The following is a 17,012-nucleotide window of genomic DNA, read 5'->3' as shown; positions in this document are numbered from 1 at the left end:
AGGCGCTCAGCACCCCCGGTCGGCGGGCGGGCGTCCGGGCCGGACTGCGGAGTACCGGGCGGCCGATAGACTCTTGCGTCATGAGCGTTGAAGAGGGCACGGTCCACCACACCGGGCTGCTGGCCACCGTCCGGGGTCCGCAGGACGTCAAGCGGATGTCCGCCGAGGAGTTGGACGTCCTCGCCGCCGAGATCCGGGACTTCCTGATCGCCAAGGTCTCGCGCACCGGCGGGCACGTCGGCCCCAACCTGGGCGTGGTCGAGCTCACCCTGGCCATGCACCGGGTCTTCGACTCCCCGCGCGACCGGCTCCTGTTCGACACCGGCCACCAGGCGTACGTGCACAAGATCCTCACCGGGCGGCAGACCGGCTTCGACAAGCTGCGCCAGCGCGGCGGTCTCTCGGGCTACCCGAGCCAGGCCGAGAGCGAGCACGACCTGATCGAGAACTCGCACGCCTCCACCGCCCTGTCCTACGCGGACGGCCTGGCCAAGGCGTACGCGCTGCGGGGCGAGCAGCGCAGCGTGGTCGCCGTGGTGGGCGACGGCGCGCTCACCGGCGGCATGTGCTGGGAGGCGCTGAACAACATCGCCACCGCCCGCAACCCGCTGGTGATCGTGGTCAACGACAACGGGCGGTCCTACGCGCCGACCATCGGCGGCCTCGCCGACCACCTCTCGTCGCTGCGGCTCAACCCCGGCTACGAGAAGGTGCTCGACACCGTCAAGGAGGCGCTCGGCTCCACGCCACTGGTCGGCAGGCCGATGTACGAGGTGCTGCACGCGGTCAAGCGGGGCATCAAGGACGCGGTCGCCCCGCAGGCGATGTTCGAGGACCTCGGCATCAAGTACGTCGGCCCGGTCGACGGGCACGACGTGACCGCGGTCGAGTCGGCGCTGCGCGCGGCGAAGAACTTCGGCGGCCCGGTGATCGTGCACGCCGTCACCCGCAAGGGCTACGGCTACCGCCCGGCCGAGGAGGACGAGGCCGACTGCCTGCACGGCCCGGGCAGCGCCTTCGACATCGAGACCGGCAAGCTGGTCGCCGCCCCGTCGGTGAAGTGGACCCACGTCTTCGCCGACGAGCTGGTCGCGATCGCCGACGAGCGGCCCGACGTGGTGGGCATCACCGCCGCGATGGCCGAGCCGACCGGCATCGCCAAGCTGGCCCGCAAGCACCCGAACCGGGTCTACGACGTGGGCATCGCCGAGCAGCACGCGGCCACCTCGGCCGCCGGCCTGGCCCTCGGCGGGCTGCACCCCGTGGTGGCGGTCTACGCGACGTTCCTCAACCGCGCCTTCGACCAGGTCCTGCTGGACGTGGCCATGCACCGGCTGCCGGTGACCTTCGTGCTGGACCGGGCCGGCATCACCGGCCCCGACGGGCCCAGCCACTACGGCATGTGGGACATGTCCGTCTTCGGGGTCGTGCCGGGCCTGCGGATCGCCGCGCCTCGCGACGCCGCCACCCTGCGCGAGGAGCTGCGCGAGGCGGTGGCCGTCGACGACGGCCCCACCATCGTCCGCTTCCCGACCGGCACCGTCGCCGCCGACCTGCCGGCCGTGCGCCGGGTCGGCACCGTCGACGTGCTGGCCGAGTCGGCGCGCAAGGACGTGCTGCTGGTGGCGGTCGGCTCCTTCGGCCACCTGGGCATGGAGGTCGCCACCCGGGTCGCCGGGCAGGGCTTCGGGGTGACCGTGGTCGACCCGCGCTGGGTCCGCCCGGTCCCGGCCGAGCTGGTCGAGCTGGCCGCCGGGCACCGCCTCGTGGTCACCGTCGAGGACGGCGTCCGGGTCGGTGGCGTCGGCGACGCCCTCGCCCAGGCGATGCGGGACGCCGACGTCCGGGTGCCGCTGAAGGACCTGGGCGTACCGGCCGACTGGCACCCGCACGGCACCCGCGCGCAGATCCTCGCCGACCTCGGCCTGACCGCGCAGGACGTGGCCCGCGACGTCACCGGCTGGATCTCCCGGCTGGACGTCGAGCCGGTCGAGCCGGTGATCACCGCCGACGACGCGACCGCGCAGAACTGAGCCTGCGACCGCCGACGGCGGGTGCCCCGGGAGACCGGGCCACCCGCCGTCGGCGTCTCGCCTGCCTGGTCAGCGACCGCCGAGGGAGCGGTAGTGCGTCTTCTCCGCCTCGGCGAGGCTGAACGTCTCCGAGCGGGTCGGCATCGGCACCACGACCAGCCCCGGCCGGTCCACCAGCCGCAGCGTGTCCGGCGGCGTCGACAGCGAGCTGTCGGCGGTCGGCCGCCAGCTCAGCACGGCCAGCGGCTGCCCCGGCACCGGCAGGGTGTACGTCTGCAACGGGTTGGCCCGGTCGGCGGGGGAGACCACCGGCATGCCCCCGTCGGCGGGGCGGTAGACCACGGCGGTCATCGTGCCGTCGGCCGTCTCCCAGCTCAGCTGCTCCAGCTCCGCCGGCTCGCCGCCGCCGAGGGCGACCTCGCCCAGGGTGCGTACGGTCAGCTTGGTCATCGGCCAGGACGACGGCACCGAGCGCGGCGCGTCCCGGTCGCCGATGCGCCGGGGGACGCTGCCGAACGGGCCCTCCTCGCCGGCGAGCGCGCAGGTGTCCAGTCCCGTGAGGGCCCGCTTGCCGGAGCCGCTCTCGTCCCGGACGAGGGGGTAGCGCGGGTCGGTGGTGCCGGTGCCCAGGTCCAGCAGCCGGTCGGCGGCCCGGCCCCGGGGCAGCGCCTCGGTGGCCCGGAGCGTGGCGGTCACCGGCACCGCCCGGCAGGCCGGCACGTCCACCGGCTCGGTGAGGCCGTCGGTGTGCCGCAGGGCGCGGCCGTCCGGCCCGAGCAGCCGCTGCACCCGGCCCGACGTGAGGTAGCGCCGCCCGTCGGAGGTGTGCACGGGGAGCACGTCGGAGTAGACGAGGTAGCCGGGGTCGGTGTACTCGGCGGCGCGGGTGACCGCGTACCGGCCGCCCTCGGCGGTGACCTGGAGCAGCCAGGAGGCGCTCTCGCCGGGCACGTCCGCGGCGACCAGGGCCAGCGGCGCACCGCCGACCTCGCCGGACCAGAGGATCCCGGACGTGGGCAGGTGCACCCGGTCGTCGGCCGGTGACCGCCAGTCGCGTACCGCCTCCGTCACGGCCGACCGGACGGTGGTGTCGCCCGCCAGGGTGCCGCGTGGCGGCCAGACCGTCAGGTCGCCGTCCAGGCTGTCGTAGCCGACCCGCAGGTCGCCCGGCTGCCGGTCGGCCACCGGGCCGCAGGCGGTCGCCGTGAGCAGCAGGGTCAGCAGAGCGGTGGCCGTGATGCCGCGCCGGCGGACTGGAGCCACCTGTACGCCCCCTCGATCGCCTCAGCCGTCGTTCAACGGAAAGCGCCATAGTACGAGATGTCGGATCACCGGGACGCGCCACCTCGCCCACCGTCCGTGCGCAGGTCGCGGGCGGTGGGCGACGCCGACCACAGAGGACACTGCCGTGGTTTCAGGGTGAATGTCCCGCTCGGGTAGACTCCGCCGACTGTGACGCCTGCCGAGACCCGCGCCGAATCCTGGTCGGAATCCGACGCCGCCGCGGCCCCCGCGTCCGAACCCGTGGCGCCGCCCGTGGGCGACGGCACCGGTGACCGTACGCCGGGCGGGGCCGACCGGGCCGACGGGGCCGACGCCCCCGGCGCGGCCGTGGCCACCGGAGCGACCGACGCCCCCGCCCCCTCCGGCGAGGCCGGCGGGGCGGGCGGCGCGGCCCGGCCGCGGCGGTGGACCCGGCGGCGGCAGGACCTCACGGTCTTCGGCCTGTTCCTGCTCGCCGCGGTGTGGGTCACCAGCCAGATCTGGGTGGACCCGGCCGGCCGGGTGGCCTCGCTCTACAGCAGCGACCCGGCCCAGGTGCAGTTCTTCCTCGCCCACTCGGTACGCGTGGTGCTGCACGGCGATTTCCCGTTCTTCACCGAGCAGTTCAACTACCCCGACGGGGTCAACCTGATGGCCAACACGGCCATCCTCGCGCTGGGCATCCCGATGGTGCCGGTGACGTTGCTCTTCGGGCCGGCCGTGACCTTCGTGGTGCTGGTCACGCTCGCGCTCGCCGGCACCGCCTCGGCCTGGTACTTCGTGCTCTCCCGGCACGTCGTGCGCAGCCCGCTGGCGGCGGCCGTCGGCGGCTGGTTCTGCGGGTTCTCGCCGGCGATGCTGTCGCACGCCAACTGGCACCCCAACATCATCTCGCAGTTCCTGCTGCCGTTCATCGTCTGGCGGGTGCTGGTCATCACCCGGTCCCGACGGCCGTGGCGCGACGGCGTGCTGCTCGCCCTGATGGTCACCGCCCAGGCGTTCATCAACGAGGAGATCCTGCTCTTCACGGCGCTCGCCTGCGGGGTGTTCCTGCTCGCCGTGCTCGCCCAGCGGCCCGCGCTCTGGTCGGCGGCGTGGCGACCGCTGGCCAAGGCCCTCGCGATCTGCACGGTGCTCGCCGGGTCGCTGCTGGCGTACCCGCTCTACGTCCAGTTCGCCGGGCCGATGGCGTACCACGGCCTGAGCGACGCGGTGCGCGACTACGGCAACGACATCGCGGCCTTCTTCGCGCCCGGCTCGCCGACGATCGGCGGCGACGAACGCGCGAACGTGAACCTCGCGCCGAACTACTCGGAGGAGAACGCCTTCTTCGGCTGGAGCCTCGCCCTGATCGCCGTCGGCATCGTGGCCTGGCTGCGCCGGGAGATGCTCGTGCGGGCGCTCGCCGCGACCGGGGCGTTCTTCGCGGTGCTCTCCCTCGGCGAGCGGGTGTCCTGGTGGGACCGCGAGCTGTTCACCGGGCCCTGGGAGTGGCTGGTCCGGCTGCCGCTGCTCGACGCGGTGGTGCCCACCCGGTTCGGCCTGATCACCAGCGTGGTGGTGGGTATCCTGCTGGCGCTCGCCGTCGAGCGCTCCCGGACGCTGCCGGTCGAGCGGCGGACGCTGCGTACGCTCACCGTGGCCGGGCTCGTCCTCGCGCTGCTGCCGATCGCGCCGATGCCGCTGAATGTGACCTCCCGGCCGCCGGTGCCGGACTTCATCACCGCCGACCGGTGGCGCGGCTACGTCGGTGAGGACCAGACCCTGGTGCCGATCCCGGTGCCGAACATGGGGCACACCCACGGAATGCGCTGGGCCGCCTCCACCAACCTCGACTTCAAGATCCCCGGCGGCTACTTCCTGGCGCCGCGCAACGGCAACACCGGCGACCCCGGCCGCTTCGGCGGCCGGCCCAGCGGCATGGGGCGACTGCTGGAGGAGGTCGCCTCGACCGGCCGCATCCCGAAGCTGGACGACCGGCAGCGCCGCCGCTCGCTCGACGAGCTGCGGCACTGGCGGGCGGCCATCCTGGTGCTCCCGGTCGGCCAGCACCACTCCGAGCAGCTGCGGCGCACCGTCGAGCAGTTGGTCGGTCCCGGCCGCCGGGAGCTGGACGTCTGGGTCTGGGACGTCCGGGCGCTGACCGACCAGCCGACCTGATGACCGCACCGGCGGCGACCGGCACCGCCGAGGCGGCACCCGCCCGGCGGTCCCGCCGGCTGCCGGTACGCGCGCCGGACGCGCTGGTCGTCGCCGGCTACCTCGCCCTGGCGGTGCTGCTGACCTGCGGCCAGTGGGGTCGCCCGGGGCAGCTGTTCCACCAGGCGGGGGACCAGATCCTCTTCGAGTGGATGCTGGCCCGCGCGGCCGGGGCGGTGACGGGCCTGGAGAACCCGCTCTACAGCGCGCAGCTGAACGCCCCGGACGGGGTCAACCTGATGGCCAACACCTCGGTGCTGGGCCTGGGCGTGCCGCTGACGCCGGTCACCCTGCTCTTCGGCTCCCAGGTCGCGTTCCTGGTGGCCGTGGTCTGCTGCCTCGCCGGCACCGCGACCGCCTGGTACGCGCTGCTGCGCCGCCGGCTGGTCGACTCCCGGGCGGCGGCGGCCGTCGGCGGGCTCTTCTGCGGCTTCGCCCCCGGCATGGTCGCGCAGGCCGGGGCGCACCTGCACATGGCGGCGCAGTTCCTGGTGCCGGTGATCCTGGCGCTGGTGTTCCATCCGGACCCGCGCCGGGTGTGGCGGCACGGCACGCTGCTCGGGCTGCTCGTGGCGTACCAGCTCTTCCTCGGCGAGGAGGTGCTGGTCTTCCTGGTTCTCGCCGCCGGGACGTTCGCGCTGGCGTACGCGGTGGCCGACCGGGCGACGGCGCGCCGGCTGGCGCCCGCGCTGCTCGGCCGCCTCGCGGTCGGGGTGGCGGTGGCGCTGCCGCTGCTGGCGTACCCGCTGTGGTTCCAGTTCTTCGGCCCGGGCCACTACCGGGGCATGCCCTTCCACGCGTACGGCTACCAGCTCGACGCCGCGTCGTTCACCGCCTCGGCGCGACAGACGGTGCTCGGCGACGACCACCTGCCCGGCCTGCTCGCGCCGAACCCCACCGAGGAGAACTCCTTCTTCGGCCCGGGGCTGCTGGTGCTCGCCGTGGTGATCGTGATCTGGCTGTGGCGCCGGCCGCTGGTCCGCGCGCTGGCCGCCTGCGGGCTGCTCTTCGCGCTGCTCTCGCTGGGCGAGCAGGTCCGCCTGGACGGCACCTCCACCGGCATTCCCGGGCCGTACCGGCTGGTCGCCGAGCTGCCGCTGCTCGACCACGCGGTGCCGGCGCGCTTCCCGCTGGTCTGCGTCCCGGTGCTGGGCATCCTGCTGGCCCTGTCCCTGGACCGGCTGCGCGCCCAGCCGGCGGCCGGAGCGCGGGCGGGCGGCGTGCCGGTGCGGCTGCTCTGGGGCGGGGCGGTGGCCGCCGCGCTGCTGCCGCTGACCCCCACCCCGATCCGGACCGTGCCGGCCTGGCCCGTGCCGGCGTTCGTGGCCGAGGGCGGCTGGAGGGCCCACGTCCCGCCGGGCCGGACCCTGGTTCCGGTGCCGCCGGTGACCGGTGCCGGGGTCAGCCCGGCGATGCTCTGGTCGGCCCGCACCGGGCTGGCCTTCCCGGCTCCGGGCGGCTACTTCATCGGCCCCCGGGCCGCCGACGATGCGGCCGCCCGGTGGGGAGCCCCGGACCGCCCCACCGCCGCGCTGCTGCGCCGGGTGGCCGAGACCGGCGAGGTGCCGGTGGTCACCGACGAGCACCGCCGGCAGGCGGTCGAGGACCTGCGGCACTGGCGCGCCGCCGTGGTGGTCCAGGGCGGACTGCACCACGGCGACCCGGTGCGCCGTACGGTCGACGCCCTGCTCGGGCCCGGCCGGGAGGTGGCCGGCGCCCACGTCTGGGACGTCCGCCCGCTGGTCCGCTGACGTCCCGGCTCCGCGCGCCCGCCGGTCGGACGACGGCTCAGCCGACCAGCGGCCGGACGTCCCAGAGCCACACGTCGTCGACGCGCTGGGGCGGGCCGATCAGCGCGGTCATCAGCTCGCGCAGGACCGCCTCGCGGGGATGCGCGCCGAGGACGACGACGGACGCGCGCCAGAAGCGCAGGTCCTCGACCGCCTGGCGGCGGTTCTCGTCGGTCAGCGCGGGGACCGCGTTCTTGTCCATGGTGGAGTAGACGAGCGTGCTGGTCGGCCGGTTCGGCGCGCCGAAGACGCCCTCGCCCCGCTCGTTCGGCCCGATGAAGTAGCCGCCCGGGATCGGGAACGCGTGCTGCGTCAGCGCGCTCCAGCGCAGCGTGGGCAGGCCGTGCACGTTGCTCGGGATCGGCACCGGCACCAGGGTCCGGCCCTGCGGCACGTACGGGCGCCAGCCGCCGGCGGTGATGAAGTGCGGCGGCGGGTCGACGGGCTGCGCGGGCAGCGGACGCGGGAACAGCGGCAGCACGGCGAGCGCGACGGCCGCGTACCCGACCGGCCGCAGCCAGCGGCGGCGCGGCCCGGCGGCGTCGTCACCGGCGCGGGGGGCCGGCACCGGCCGGCGGCCGTAGCCGGCGACCGCGTCCCAGGCCAGGGCGAGCAGCACGCCGAGCGCCGCCGCCACCACCAGGGCCAGCCGGGTCGGCATCATCATCTCGACCAGCGGCAGGTCGTCGGAGACGTAGGCCCAGGGGCCGTCCGTCTCCGTCTCCACCCCGTTGATCCGCACCTTCGGGCCGATCGAGGCCACCGTGAAGACCACCACCAGCACCGCCAGGATCCGGGCGGCGAGCGAGCGGCGGACCAGCAGCACCAGCGCCACCAGCGACAGCAGCACCAGCGGCCAGCCGAACCAGGTGTTCTGCTCGGTCAGCCCGATGGTCTTCTCCACCGCCTCGTCGCCGGCCACGGTGTCGCGGGCGAAGGTGACGAAGGCGGCCAGGTCCTCGCCCCAGCTGTGGAACACCCCGCCCTGCAACCCCCGGTAGGACTGCGGTCCGTTGAACTGGAACCAGATCGGGTAGGCCGTCAGCAGCAACGCCAGCCCGCCGCCCACGCCGAGCGCGGCGGCGAAGGTGCCCGCCACCGCCCGCGTCCGCGCCGGCCGCATGATCGCGTACGCGACCACGACGACCAGGCAGGCCAGCGCGGTGAGCAGCAGCATCTCCTCGTTGATGAAGATCTGGTACGCCACCAGCAGGCCGAGCACGAGCCCGTTGCGTCGCCACCGGCCGGGCTCGCCTAGCCGGAGCACCCGCACCACGATCAGCGGCAGCAGGAAGTTCGAGACGAAGTTGGGCTGGCCGTTGGCGTGGTGCACGATGCCCGGCGCGAAGCCGAGGAAGGCGCCGCCGACGAAGGCCGCCGCGCGGGAGCGCACCAGGTGCCGCGACAGCATCCAGTACGACGTGCCGGCGGTCGCGGCCAGCGCGCCGCCCAGGTAGAGCGCGTACATGACCTGCGGGCCGAGGAGCATGGTCAGCGGCGCCAGCGGCAGCGTCACCCCGAGCAGCGAGGTGTTCGCCATCATGTTCACCCCGTCCGGGGCGTTCTGCCGCTCGGTGAACAGCGGGTTCTCCAGGTGCCGCACCGAGTACGCACCGTGCGAGAAGAGCCACTCGAACCAGCTGTGGTCGGTGGGCAGGTGCGACGACACCCGGTTCTGCACGTCCGCCCAGTAGTTCAGGCACACGAGAACGCCGAGCAGGACATAGGCTCCGATGACCAGTACGTCGGCGCGGGATGGCCCGCGCCGGGGCCGGCGCGTCGGCTCGGCCGCGACGGGCTCGGAGACGGAGTTCAGCGAGGGGTCTACCACCGGCACAGCCACGACGCGCCATCGTACAGGCGCTCGGGCGTCGCTTTTGCCGGGCCGGTGCCCCCACGGCCGATTTGCCGGTCCGCCGGAGGCCACGGTGTGACGGGGAGGACGCCACGTGACGCTCATCGACCTCGGCGAGCTGCGCGACGAGCCGGGTCGGGAGGCGCCGCCGCCCCGCCCGCCGCGCGCCGTCGGTCGCCCGCTGCGGGTCGCGCTGGCGCTCGCGTTCCTCGTGGCCACCGTGGCGGCGGCCGCGCCGGTGCCGGCACGGATCGCGGTCGTCGTGCCGGCCCGGCTCGGGTCGGAGGCGTTCCTGCACGGCGACCGGCTCTACGTCGTCGAACCGGCCGAGGGGGAGCCCGAGGGGACCGTCGAGGTGCGGGCGTACGAGCTGCCCGAGCGGGCGCCGGCCGACGACGCCCCGCCCGCCCCCGTGTGGCGCACCCGGGTCCCGGCGGCGGGCCGGTTCTGGCATGTCCAGACCGGGCCAGGGACGGTGCTCTTCTCGATCACCGGAGACCAGGACGACGGGCAGACGCTCGCCCTCGACGCCGGGACGGGCCGCGAACGCTGGCGGCAGCCCGGCTACCCCTGGTGGGACCCGACCGGAACCCTGCTGATGCAGACCGGCGGGGTGGCGGGCGGCGCCGTGCGGTCGGTCGATCCGGCCTCCGGCCGGGCGCTCTGGTCGGTGCCGACGCCGCCCGAGGCCGCGACGTACGCCCTGCGCAACGGGCGGGTCGAGTGGATCGTGCTGGCCCCCGCGAAGGGGCGGGTCGAGGTGCGCGACCCCCGCTCCGGCGCCCTGGTGCACGCGGCGGACCTGGGCCTCGGCGAGGCGTCCGGGCACGCGGTGGTGACGCACGACCTGTTGCTTGTCGTCCGGCCGCCCGCGGGCGCGGTGACCGCCTACGGGCTGGACGGGCTGGGGCGGCGGTGGGAGGCGCGCGTCCCCATGGTGGAGCACATCAACGAGTGCGGCGAGCTGTTGTGCGTGCCCGGAGGGAACAGGCTCGTCGCGCTCGACCCGGCCACCGGCGCGCTCCGGTGGATCGGCGAGCGGTGGCTCGGGGCGTTGTCGGCACGGGGCGGCCGGCTCCTGGCGATCGGGCCCGGCGGCGGCGGCGAACGGTTGGGCGTGCTCGACGCGGCGACCGGTCGGGAGGTGGCCGACCTGGGCAGCTGGCAGCTGCTGCCCAGGTACGCCGACGAACGGCTCCTGGCCGTGCGGCCGGCCGTCGCCGGTGGCGGGCTGGCGGTGGCCGAGCTGGACGTGGCCGCGGGCCGGGCCCGGGTGCTGGACGTGCTCCGCGACGCCTCCGGGGACTGCCGCGGCCGGGCCGACACCGTGGTGTGCCGGCTGCGCACCGGCGAGTTCGGCGTGTGGCGCTACCGCGACTGAGCCCGCCGCGTGGCGACCGGTGCCGGGGTCACCAGTTGGGCTGCTCCGGCGCCGGGGGGAGCGGCACGCCGGGCGGCCGGAGCACGTACGCCACCCCGCCGCTGCCACCCTGCCAGGCGGCCTCGAACCGGTCCCGGTCGACGGTCCGGCGCACCGCGTCGTCGTCGGGGGCGTACGGGTCGTTGAGCACCGGCGCGCCCGTCGCGGTGAAGCCCACCAGCACCATCAGGTGCCCGGCGGTGTCGTAGTCCAACCCGGGCACCTCGCCCACCCGGAACGCGGCGGAGACGATCAGCGGGATGCCGGCGGCCACGAACGCCTCCGCCTCGGTCAGCGACCGCAGCCGGGTGACGAAGGCGTCCACACCGTGCAGGCCCGCGTACGCGGTGTTGAACGGCCAGTTCCCCGCCCCGGCGAAGGCGTGGTCGTAGCAGTGCCGCGCGGCGTGCACCACCACCGGGCGGGGGCCGGTCGGGTCCACCCAGGCGTACCGGGCCGGGGCCGGGGCGGCGTCCCAGAACGCCAGCACCATCGAGGTGCAGGTGGGGCTGCACCACGAGTCTCCGCCGCCGCCCCACTGCGGATGGGCGCCGGCGTGCAGCCGCTGCGAGTAGCGCGGCACCTCCAGCACCGTGCCCCAGGCGACCGGGGCGGGCCCGGCCCCCACCGGCGGGGAGCCCTCTCCGGTGGGCCGGGACGGCCCGGCCGCGGGCGTCGGGCGCGGGCCCGCGGCGACCGCCCCGACCGCGCGCAGCACCGGGGTCACGTCGGCGTCCTCCGGCCGGAGCAGGGTCACCCGGACCTGCCAGCCGGTGACGGTCGCGCCCGTCACCACCAGCGTGTCCGTGTCCACCCGGGCGTCGGCGTCGCGCTGCCCGGGCACGGACGTCCGGCGGATCGCGTGGTCGTCGGCCGCCCAGTCGGCGAGGACGTACCACCCGGTGGCCGGTGCGTCGTCGCGCCAGCCCCGCAACTCCACCCGCAGCCAGCAGTCGCCCGGGGTGTCCCCGTTCCACGAGGGCACCACGTCGCGCACGGCGAAGTCGACCGGCACCGGCGGGGACGTCCAGCTGCCGGCCGCGTACCGGCGGGTGCGGCCGTCGGCGTCGGTGTGGTCGAGCCGGTCGACCGGGTCGGCCAGTTCGAGGCCCCGTCCGCCCGCGTGCAGCCCGGACAGGCTGCCCAGCCCGGCGTCGCCGGGCAGGCGGAAGCCCCGGTAGGTGACGTCCCGTCGGATCGTCGGCGCCGCGTCGGTCATGCGTCTTCCCGTCCGTCGTGAAGGTTGCCGCCAAGAGCATCGCGTACGACGAAGGTTTTCTGCAACGGGGTCGGACCGGGACGGCGGGTGCGGCCCGGTTTGGCCGCCGGCACTAGGTTGTGGGTGGTCAGGGGCGCGAGGAGGCCGGGATGCGGGTACTGGTGGTCGAGGACGAGCGCAACCTCGCCGACGCGATCGCGCGGGGGCTGCGCAAGCGGGGCATGGCGGTGGATGTCGCCTACGACGGCGACAGCGGCCACGAGATGGCGTTCGTCACCCGGTACGACGTGGTGGTGCTGGACCGGGACCTGCCCGGCGTGCACGGTGACCAGATCTGCGCCGAGCTGGCCGCCTCCGGCACGCTCACCCGGGTGCTGATGCTGACCGCCAGCGGCACCGTCGCCGACCGGGTGGAGGGGTTGCAGCTCGGCGCGGACGACTACCTGCCGAAGCCGTTCGCCTTCGACGAGCTGGTCGCCCGGGTGCAGGCGCTCGGCCGCCGGGCCACCCCGGCCGCGCCGCCGGTGCTCGAACTCGCCGATCTGGTCCTCGACCCGGCCCGCCGGGTGGCCACCCGGGGCGGCCAGCCGGTCGACCTGACCAACAAGGAGTTCGGTGTGCTCTGCGAGCTGCTCAAGGCGCGCGGCGCGGTGGTCTCCAGCGAGGAGCTGCTGGAACGGGTCTGGGACGCCAACACCGATCCGTTCACCACGATCGTCCGGGTCACCGTGATGACGCTGCGCAGGAAGCTCGGCGACCCGCCGCTGATCGAGACGGTGGTGGGTGCGGGCTACCGCACGGCGGAGGCGTCGGCATGAGCGCGAGGAGTGAGCCGGTCCTGCGAGCCCCGCAGTCGCGAACGAAGGTGGCACGGTGAGCGCGAGGAGTGAGCCGGTCCTGCGAGCCCCGCAGTCGCGGACGAAGGCCGGCGCCGCGACCCGGCGGGCCCTGCTGCGGCCCACGCTGCGGCTGCGGTTGACCCTGCTCAACGGGGTGCTGCTGGTCGGCGCGGGCGCGATCCTGGTGCTGCTGGCCTGGCTGCTGGTCCGCGACGCGCTGCGTCCGACCGACGAGCTGCTGCCCGGCACCACGGTGGTGCTGGCCGACGGCCGGTCGCTGGACGCCGCGCAGTGGCAGCGCCAACTGGTCGACGCCGCCAGCGCGGAGCTGCTGGCCAAGGGCCTGGTGGCGCTGCTGGCGATCAGCGTCGTCGGGGTGGCCGGCGCGTACGCGGTCGCCGGTCGGGCGCTGCGCCCGCTGCACCAGGTCACCGCCACCGCCCGCCGGTTGGGCGAGACCACCCTGGACCAGCGGATCGGCTACTCGGGCGCCGACGACGAGGTGGCCGAGCTGGCGGAGACCTTCGACGAGATGCTGGACCGCATCGCCGCCGCGTTCGAGGCGCAGAAGCGCTTCGTGGCCAACGCCTCGCACGAGCTGCGGACCCCCCTCGCGGTGATGCGTACCGAGATCGACGTGACGCTCAGCGACGACGACGCGGACGCCGCCGAGTACCGCCGGATGGCGACCGTGGTCCGGGACGCCTCCGAGCGGGCGAACGGGCTGGTCGACGCCCTGCTGGTGCTCGCCCGCAGCGAGGCCCAGGCGGGCCGCCGGCTGGGCCGCCGCACCGAGTGCGACCTCGCCGCCGGCACCGCCAACGCCCTGTCGGCGGTACGCCGGGAGGTGGAGCGGATCAAGCTGCGGGTGCAGACCTCGCTGGAGTCCGCACCGGTCGTCGGCGATCCCGGGCTGCTCGACCGGCTGGCCGGCAACCTGATCGAGAACGCGATCCGCTACAACCACCTGCACGGCCGGCTCTGGGTGCGCACCGGTTCGGACGGGTGCCGGTCGTGGCTGGTGGTGGGCAACACCGGCTTCGAGGTGGACCAGGCCGACGTGCCCGGCCTGTTCGAGCCGTTCCGGCGGGGCGGCCGGGAGCGTACCGGCGCGCGGGGCTCGGGCCTCGGGCTCTCCATCGTCCGGGCGGTCTGCGACGCGCACGGCGGCACCGTGAAGGTGATCGCCCAGCCCGGTGGCGGGCTGGAGGTCACGGTGACCCTGCCGGCGGCGGAGGCCGCCCCGGCCGTCACCGCCCAGGAGCCGGTCGCCCGGCGGTGACGGGCCGCCCCGGGGTTGCGGGGAGGGCGGGCCCGGTGGAAGGATCATGGCGTCAGCTCGAGGACCGGAGGGGGGTGCGTCGATGTTCACCGTCATGATCTCCGCGCCCCGTCTCGCCGGCTGACTCTCCCGTACGCGGGGCGCCTCCATCCTCAGCGAAGGAACCTGTGTATCCACGGATCCACCACGTCAGTTTCGACTGTCACGACACCCATGCCCGCTCCGGCTTCCGGCCGGCGGTGCCCGGGCACGCCCCCGGCGACCCGGCGGTGCTGCCGCCGCCGGGCGGGGCCATCCCGAACGTCTTCTTCCCGCAGGGGCCCGGGGCCGGGGCGGTCAGGTACCGGGTGCACGCCCGCCCCGGACCGGCCGGCCGGAACCGGGAGGTCGCGCGGGTGCCCGGCCGCGCCGCGGCGGAGCGGGCGGGCACGACCAGCGAGGAGGTGCGCCCGTGAGCGCACGGATCCACAACATCAGCATCGACTGCCGCGACACGTACGCGCTGTCCGGCTTCTGGGGGCAGGTCTTCGACTGCTCCCGCCAGCCGGACGACCTCCCCGGCGACCCGGAGGCCATGCTGCTGCCCCCGGGTGGCCCGGAGGTGCTCTTCGTGGCGGTGCCCGAGGGCAAGGAGGTGAAGAACCGCCTCCACCTCGACCTGGAGCCCACGGACCGCACCCGGGACGAGGAGGTCGCGCGCCTGGTGGCCCTCGGCGCCACCCAGGTCGCCGACCAGCGCCGCGCCGACGGCTCGGGCTGGGTGGTGCTCGCCGACCCGGAGGGCAACGAGTTCTGCGTGCTGCGCAGCGCCGCCGAGCGGGCCGCCACGACGGGCTGACGCGGACGGGGCCCGTCCACCGTCGTGGGCGGGCCCCCGCCGCTGCCGTACGGGTCAGGACTTCTGCTCGACCTGCCCCCGGATGGTGGCGAACTCGGCGTGGGCCTGCTGGCCCGTCTTGAAGTAGATGATGACCATGCCGACGCTGCCCTTGTCGCTCCACACGCAGACGCCGAGCGGCACGTCCTGCGCCTTGGCGTCGCCGCACTTGGCCTCGCCGCCGAGCGGGCCCGGGTCCACCGGACTCATCTCGCCCAGCCGCACGTCGCTGGTGAGTGCGCCCCTGATGGTGTCCTCGAGCGTCCTGGCCGGGTTCGGGTTCAGGCCGGACGCGGCGGCGATCATCACGAGATCCTTGTCGGCGGGGGTGCCGTAGAACCCGCCGACGGTGCTGCTGGCATCGGGGATCGCCTTGTTGAGCTCCGCCTCGAGCTGCCGGGCGCCGGCCTGGAGGGCCGGGTCGGTCGCCTTGGGCCGCCCGGCGAGGGTCGCCGGGGCGACGACCCGGATCCGGGTGGCGTCGACGGTCTCCTTGACCTCGTCCTTGACGACGAAGGCGAAGATCGCCGCGCCGCCCAGGCAGAGCACCAGCACCACGGCGAGCGAGATCAGCACTATCTTGCCGGCGTTCGACTTCCGCGCGACCGGCGGGCCGCCGTAGGGTGCCCCCACAACGCCACCGGGCGGCGGCTGGGCGAACCCACCGGCCTGCGGCGGCGGGTACCCACCGGCCTGCGGCGGGGGCCCGTACGCGCCGGGTTGCGGCGGCGGTCCGTACCCGCCGGACTGCGGGGGCAGCGGGTCGTACCCGCCGGCCTGCGGCGGTGGTCCGTACCCGCCGGCCTGTGCGGGGGGCCCGTACCCGCCGGGTTGCTGGGGCGGGTACGAGCCGTACGGACCGCCCCCGCCGTCCGGCGGCGGGTAGGAGTTGGCGGGTGGGTAGGACATCGGTCAGCTCCGGGTCTGCGCGAGGGGACTGGTGGTCCGTGCGGCCCCGCCCGACGCCCCGCGTCCACTGCGGGCGGCGGCGTGCACCGGGCGGATGCCGGTCAGTACTTCTGCTCGATCTGGCCGCGGATGGCGACGAACTCCGCCGCCGCCGCCGCCGACGAGGAGAAGAACATCACGATGAGCCCGACACTGCCGTGGTCGGCCCACGCGCAGACGCCCAGCGGCACGCCGGCGGACTCGCCGTCGCCGCACTTGGCCAGGCCGCCCTGCGGTCCGGGGGCGATCGCGGTCAGCCGCTTGACCGCCAGGTCCTTCGAGATGCCCTTGATGGCGTCGTCGAGCTCCCCTTCCGGGTTGAGCACGAAGGAGGAGGCGGCGATCACCATGACCATGTTCCGCTCCTCCGCGCTGCCGTAGAAGGCGCCGGCGACGCCGGTCTCGCCGCGCACCGAGGACCGCAGCTCGCGGACCATGTCGTCGGCGGCCTTGCGCAGGGTCGGCTCGGTGCTCTTCGGGCGGCTGCCGAGGCTCTCCGGCGTGACGACCCGGATCTGCGGGGCGTTGCTGGGCTCGGGCGACGGGGCGGGCTCGGACGACGTGGCGGCGCTCGGCGTGGCGCTCGACGCCGCCCCGGTCGGGGACGCGGTCGGGGTGGGCCGGGGATCGGCGCCCTGGTCGCCTTCGTAGGCGAGGTAGGCGATGCCGCCCCCGCCGAGGCAGAGCACCAGCAGCCCGACCAGGCCCAGGGTCAGCACCAGCTGGTGGGGCCTCGCCGGTCGGCCCGCGCCGGGCGGGGACGGCGGGTAGCCGGCGTACGGGCTGGTGGGGAACCCCGCCTGCGGCGTGGCGGGATAGCCGCCGTAGGGCTGGGTGGGGTACGGCTGGCCCGACGTGGGCCCGGGGTGCGGCTGAGCCGACGTGGGGCCGGGGTACGGCTGGCTCTGCGGGGGCCCGGAGTGCGGCTGGGCCGACGTCGGCCCGGGGTACGGCTGGGCCGACGTGGGGCCGGGGTACGGCTGCGCCTGCGGGGGGCCGGGGTGCGGTGTGGTGGGCCAGCCGCCGCCCGCCGGGGGCTGCCCGCCCGGCGGATTTCCCCAGCCGTCGGCGGGCGGCGCCGGGTAGCCCTCCGGCCGCGGCGGGGGAAAGTCGTAGTGCGTGTCGTGCTCCGGCTGCCCGGACCAGGGATCGACCGGCGGTTGGGACATGATCAGCTCCAGGCGAGGGTGCGAACGGGTGATCGTAGCCAGCCACGGCACGGTACCGCTGTCCCGACCCCGACCGTATCGGCCGCAACGACGAACGCGGTGGCCACCTCCATCCAAG

Annotated in this window: 13 protein-coding genes; 8 read left to right on the top strand and 5 right to left on the bottom strand. The window is 75.2% G+C overall.

Features of this window, described 5'->3' with window-relative positions; genetic code table 11:
• The first annotated feature begins 80 nt into the window (after positions 1-80).
• Complete coding sequence (gene dxs, locus ACFHW0_RS03120) at positions 81-2,033, top strand: 1-deoxy-D-xylulose-5-phosphate synthase (RefSeq protein ID WP_416605343.1); 1,953 nt, start codon at positions 81-83, stop codon at positions 2,031-2,033.
• A 69-nt stretch (positions 2,034-2,102) separates the two neighbouring features.
• On the opposite strand, the gene ACFHW0_RS03115 is transcribed toward dxs, so the two are convergent.
• Entirely contained in the window at positions 2,103-3,296 is a 1,194-nt protein-coding gene (locus ACFHW0_RS03115; protein WP_416605341.1) for a hypothetical protein, read from the bottom strand.
• Positions 3,297-3,485: 189 nt separating this feature from the next.
• Between ACFHW0_RS03115 and ACFHW0_RS03110 the strand changes: the two genes are divergently transcribed.
• Positions 3,486-5,456 carry a hypothetical protein gene (locus ACFHW0_RS03110; RefSeq protein WP_416605340.1) on the top strand — a complete coding sequence of 657 codons (1,971 nt, stop codon included), beginning with the start codon at positions 3,486-3,488 and terminating at the stop codon, positions 5,454-5,456.
• Positions 5,456-7,246: a hypothetical protein gene (locus tag ACFHW0_RS03105; protein ID WP_416605338.1), complete on the top strand. Its 1,791-nt coding sequence runs from the start codon at positions 5,456-5,458 to the stop codon at positions 7,244-7,246. Before ACFHW0_RS03110 ends, ACFHW0_RS03105 begins: the two co-directional genes overlap by 1 nt.
• A 37-nt stretch (positions 7,247-7,283) precedes the next feature.
• Here the strand turns inward: ACFHW0_RS03105 and ACFHW0_RS03100 are convergent, their stop codons facing one another.
• Positions 7,284-9,128 carry a hypothetical protein gene (locus tag ACFHW0_RS03100; RefSeq protein WP_416605337.1) on the bottom strand — a complete coding sequence of 615 codons (1,845 nt, stop codon included), beginning with the start codon at positions 9,126-9,128 and terminating at the stop codon, positions 7,284-7,286.
• A gap of 106 nt (positions 9,129-9,234) precedes the next feature.
• Here ACFHW0_RS03100 and ACFHW0_RS03095 point away from each other — a divergent pair, with 106 nt between their 5' ends.
• Complete coding sequence (locus ACFHW0_RS03095; RefSeq protein ID WP_416605336.1) at positions 9,235-10,521, top strand: PQQ-binding-like beta-propeller repeat protein; 1,287 nt, start codon at positions 9,235-9,237, stop codon at positions 10,519-10,521.
• A 28-nt stretch (positions 10,522-10,549) separates the two neighbouring features.
• Here the strand turns inward: ACFHW0_RS03095 and ACFHW0_RS03090 are convergent, their stop codons facing one another.
• Positions 10,550-11,779, bottom strand: a complete 1,230-nt coding sequence (locus tag ACFHW0_RS03090) for a peptidase C39 family protein (protein ID WP_416605335.1) — start codon at positions 11,777-11,779, stop codon at positions 10,550-10,552.
• A gap of 149 nt (positions 11,780-11,928) precedes the next feature.
• Between ACFHW0_RS03090 and ACFHW0_RS03085 the strand changes: the two genes are divergently transcribed.
• From ACFHW0_RS03085 to ACFHW0_RS03070, 4 genes are all read left to right on the top strand, one after another.
• Positions 11,929-12,597, top strand: a complete 669-nt coding sequence (locus ACFHW0_RS03085) for a response regulator transcription factor (RefSeq protein WP_416605334.1) — start codon at positions 11,929-11,931, stop codon at positions 12,595-12,597.
• Positions 12,598-12,730: 133 nt separating this feature from the next.
• The gene (locus ACFHW0_RS03080) at positions 12,731-13,900 is read left to right on the top strand and encodes a sensor histidine kinase (protein ID WP_416605723.1); all 1,170 of its coding nucleotides are present in this window, start codon (positions 12,731-12,733) and stop codon (positions 13,898-13,900) included.
• Positions 13,901-14,067: 167 nt separating this feature from the next.
• Positions 14,068-14,355: a hypothetical protein gene (locus tag ACFHW0_RS03075; RefSeq protein ID WP_416605333.1), complete on the top strand. Its 288-nt coding sequence runs from the start codon at positions 14,068-14,070 to the stop codon at positions 14,353-14,355.
• Positions 14,352-14,738 carry a VOC family protein gene (locus ACFHW0_RS03070; RefSeq protein ID WP_416605332.1) on the top strand — a complete coding sequence of 129 codons (387 nt, stop codon included), beginning with the start codon at positions 14,352-14,354 and terminating at the stop codon, positions 14,736-14,738. Before ACFHW0_RS03075 ends, ACFHW0_RS03070 begins: the two co-directional genes overlap by 4 nt.
• A gap of 54 nt (positions 14,739-14,792) precedes the next feature.
• Here the strand turns inward: ACFHW0_RS03070 and ACFHW0_RS03065 are convergent, their stop codons facing one another.
• Positions 14,793-15,686, bottom strand: a complete 894-nt coding sequence (locus tag ACFHW0_RS03065) for a hypothetical protein (RefSeq protein WP_416605330.1) — start codon at positions 15,684-15,686, stop codon at positions 14,793-14,795.
• A 101-nt stretch (positions 15,687-15,787) separates the two neighbouring features.
• Positions 15,788-16,894 carry a hypothetical protein gene (locus ACFHW0_RS03060; RefSeq protein ID WP_416605328.1) on the bottom strand — a complete coding sequence of 369 codons (1,107 nt, stop codon included), beginning with the start codon at positions 16,892-16,894 and terminating at the stop codon, positions 15,788-15,790.
• Between the last annotated feature and the right edge of the window lie 118 nt (positions 16,895-17,012).

The sequence above is a fragment of the Micromonospora sp. LOL_025 genome, assembly GCF_048060285.1.
In the GTDB taxonomy this organism is placed as follows: Bacteria; Actinomycetota; Actinomycetes; order Mycobacteriales; family Micromonosporaceae; genus Micromonospora.
The sequence above is the reverse complement of the archived record's forward strand: the minus strand, read 5'-3'. Positions and strand labels throughout refer to the sequence as shown.

Bases quoted from the DNA above. Each gene is read 5' to 3' on its own strand.
- dxs (WP_416605343.1), top strand. From the start codon at position 81: ATGAGCGTTGAAGAGGGCACGGTCCACCACACCGGGCTGCTGGCCACC.
- ACFHW0_RS03105 (WP_416605338.1), top strand. From the start codon at position 5,456: ATGACCGCACCGGCGGCGACCGGCACCGCCGAGGCGGCACCCGCCCGG.
- ACFHW0_RS03090 (WP_416605335.1), bottom strand. From the start codon at position 11,779: ATGACCGACGCGGCGCCGACGATCCGACGGGACGTCACCTACCGGGGC.
- ACFHW0_RS03085 (WP_416605334.1), top strand. From the start codon at position 11,929: ATGCGGGTACTGGTGGTCGAGGACGAGCGCAACCTCGCCGACGCGATC.
- ACFHW0_RS03065 (WP_416605330.1), bottom strand. From the start codon at position 15,686: ATGTCCTACCCACCCGCCAACTCCTACCCGCCGCCGGACGGCGGGGGC.
- ACFHW0_RS03060 (WP_416605328.1), bottom strand. From the start codon at position 16,894: ATGTCCCAACCGCCGGTCGATCCCTGGTCCGGGCAGCCGGAGCACGAC.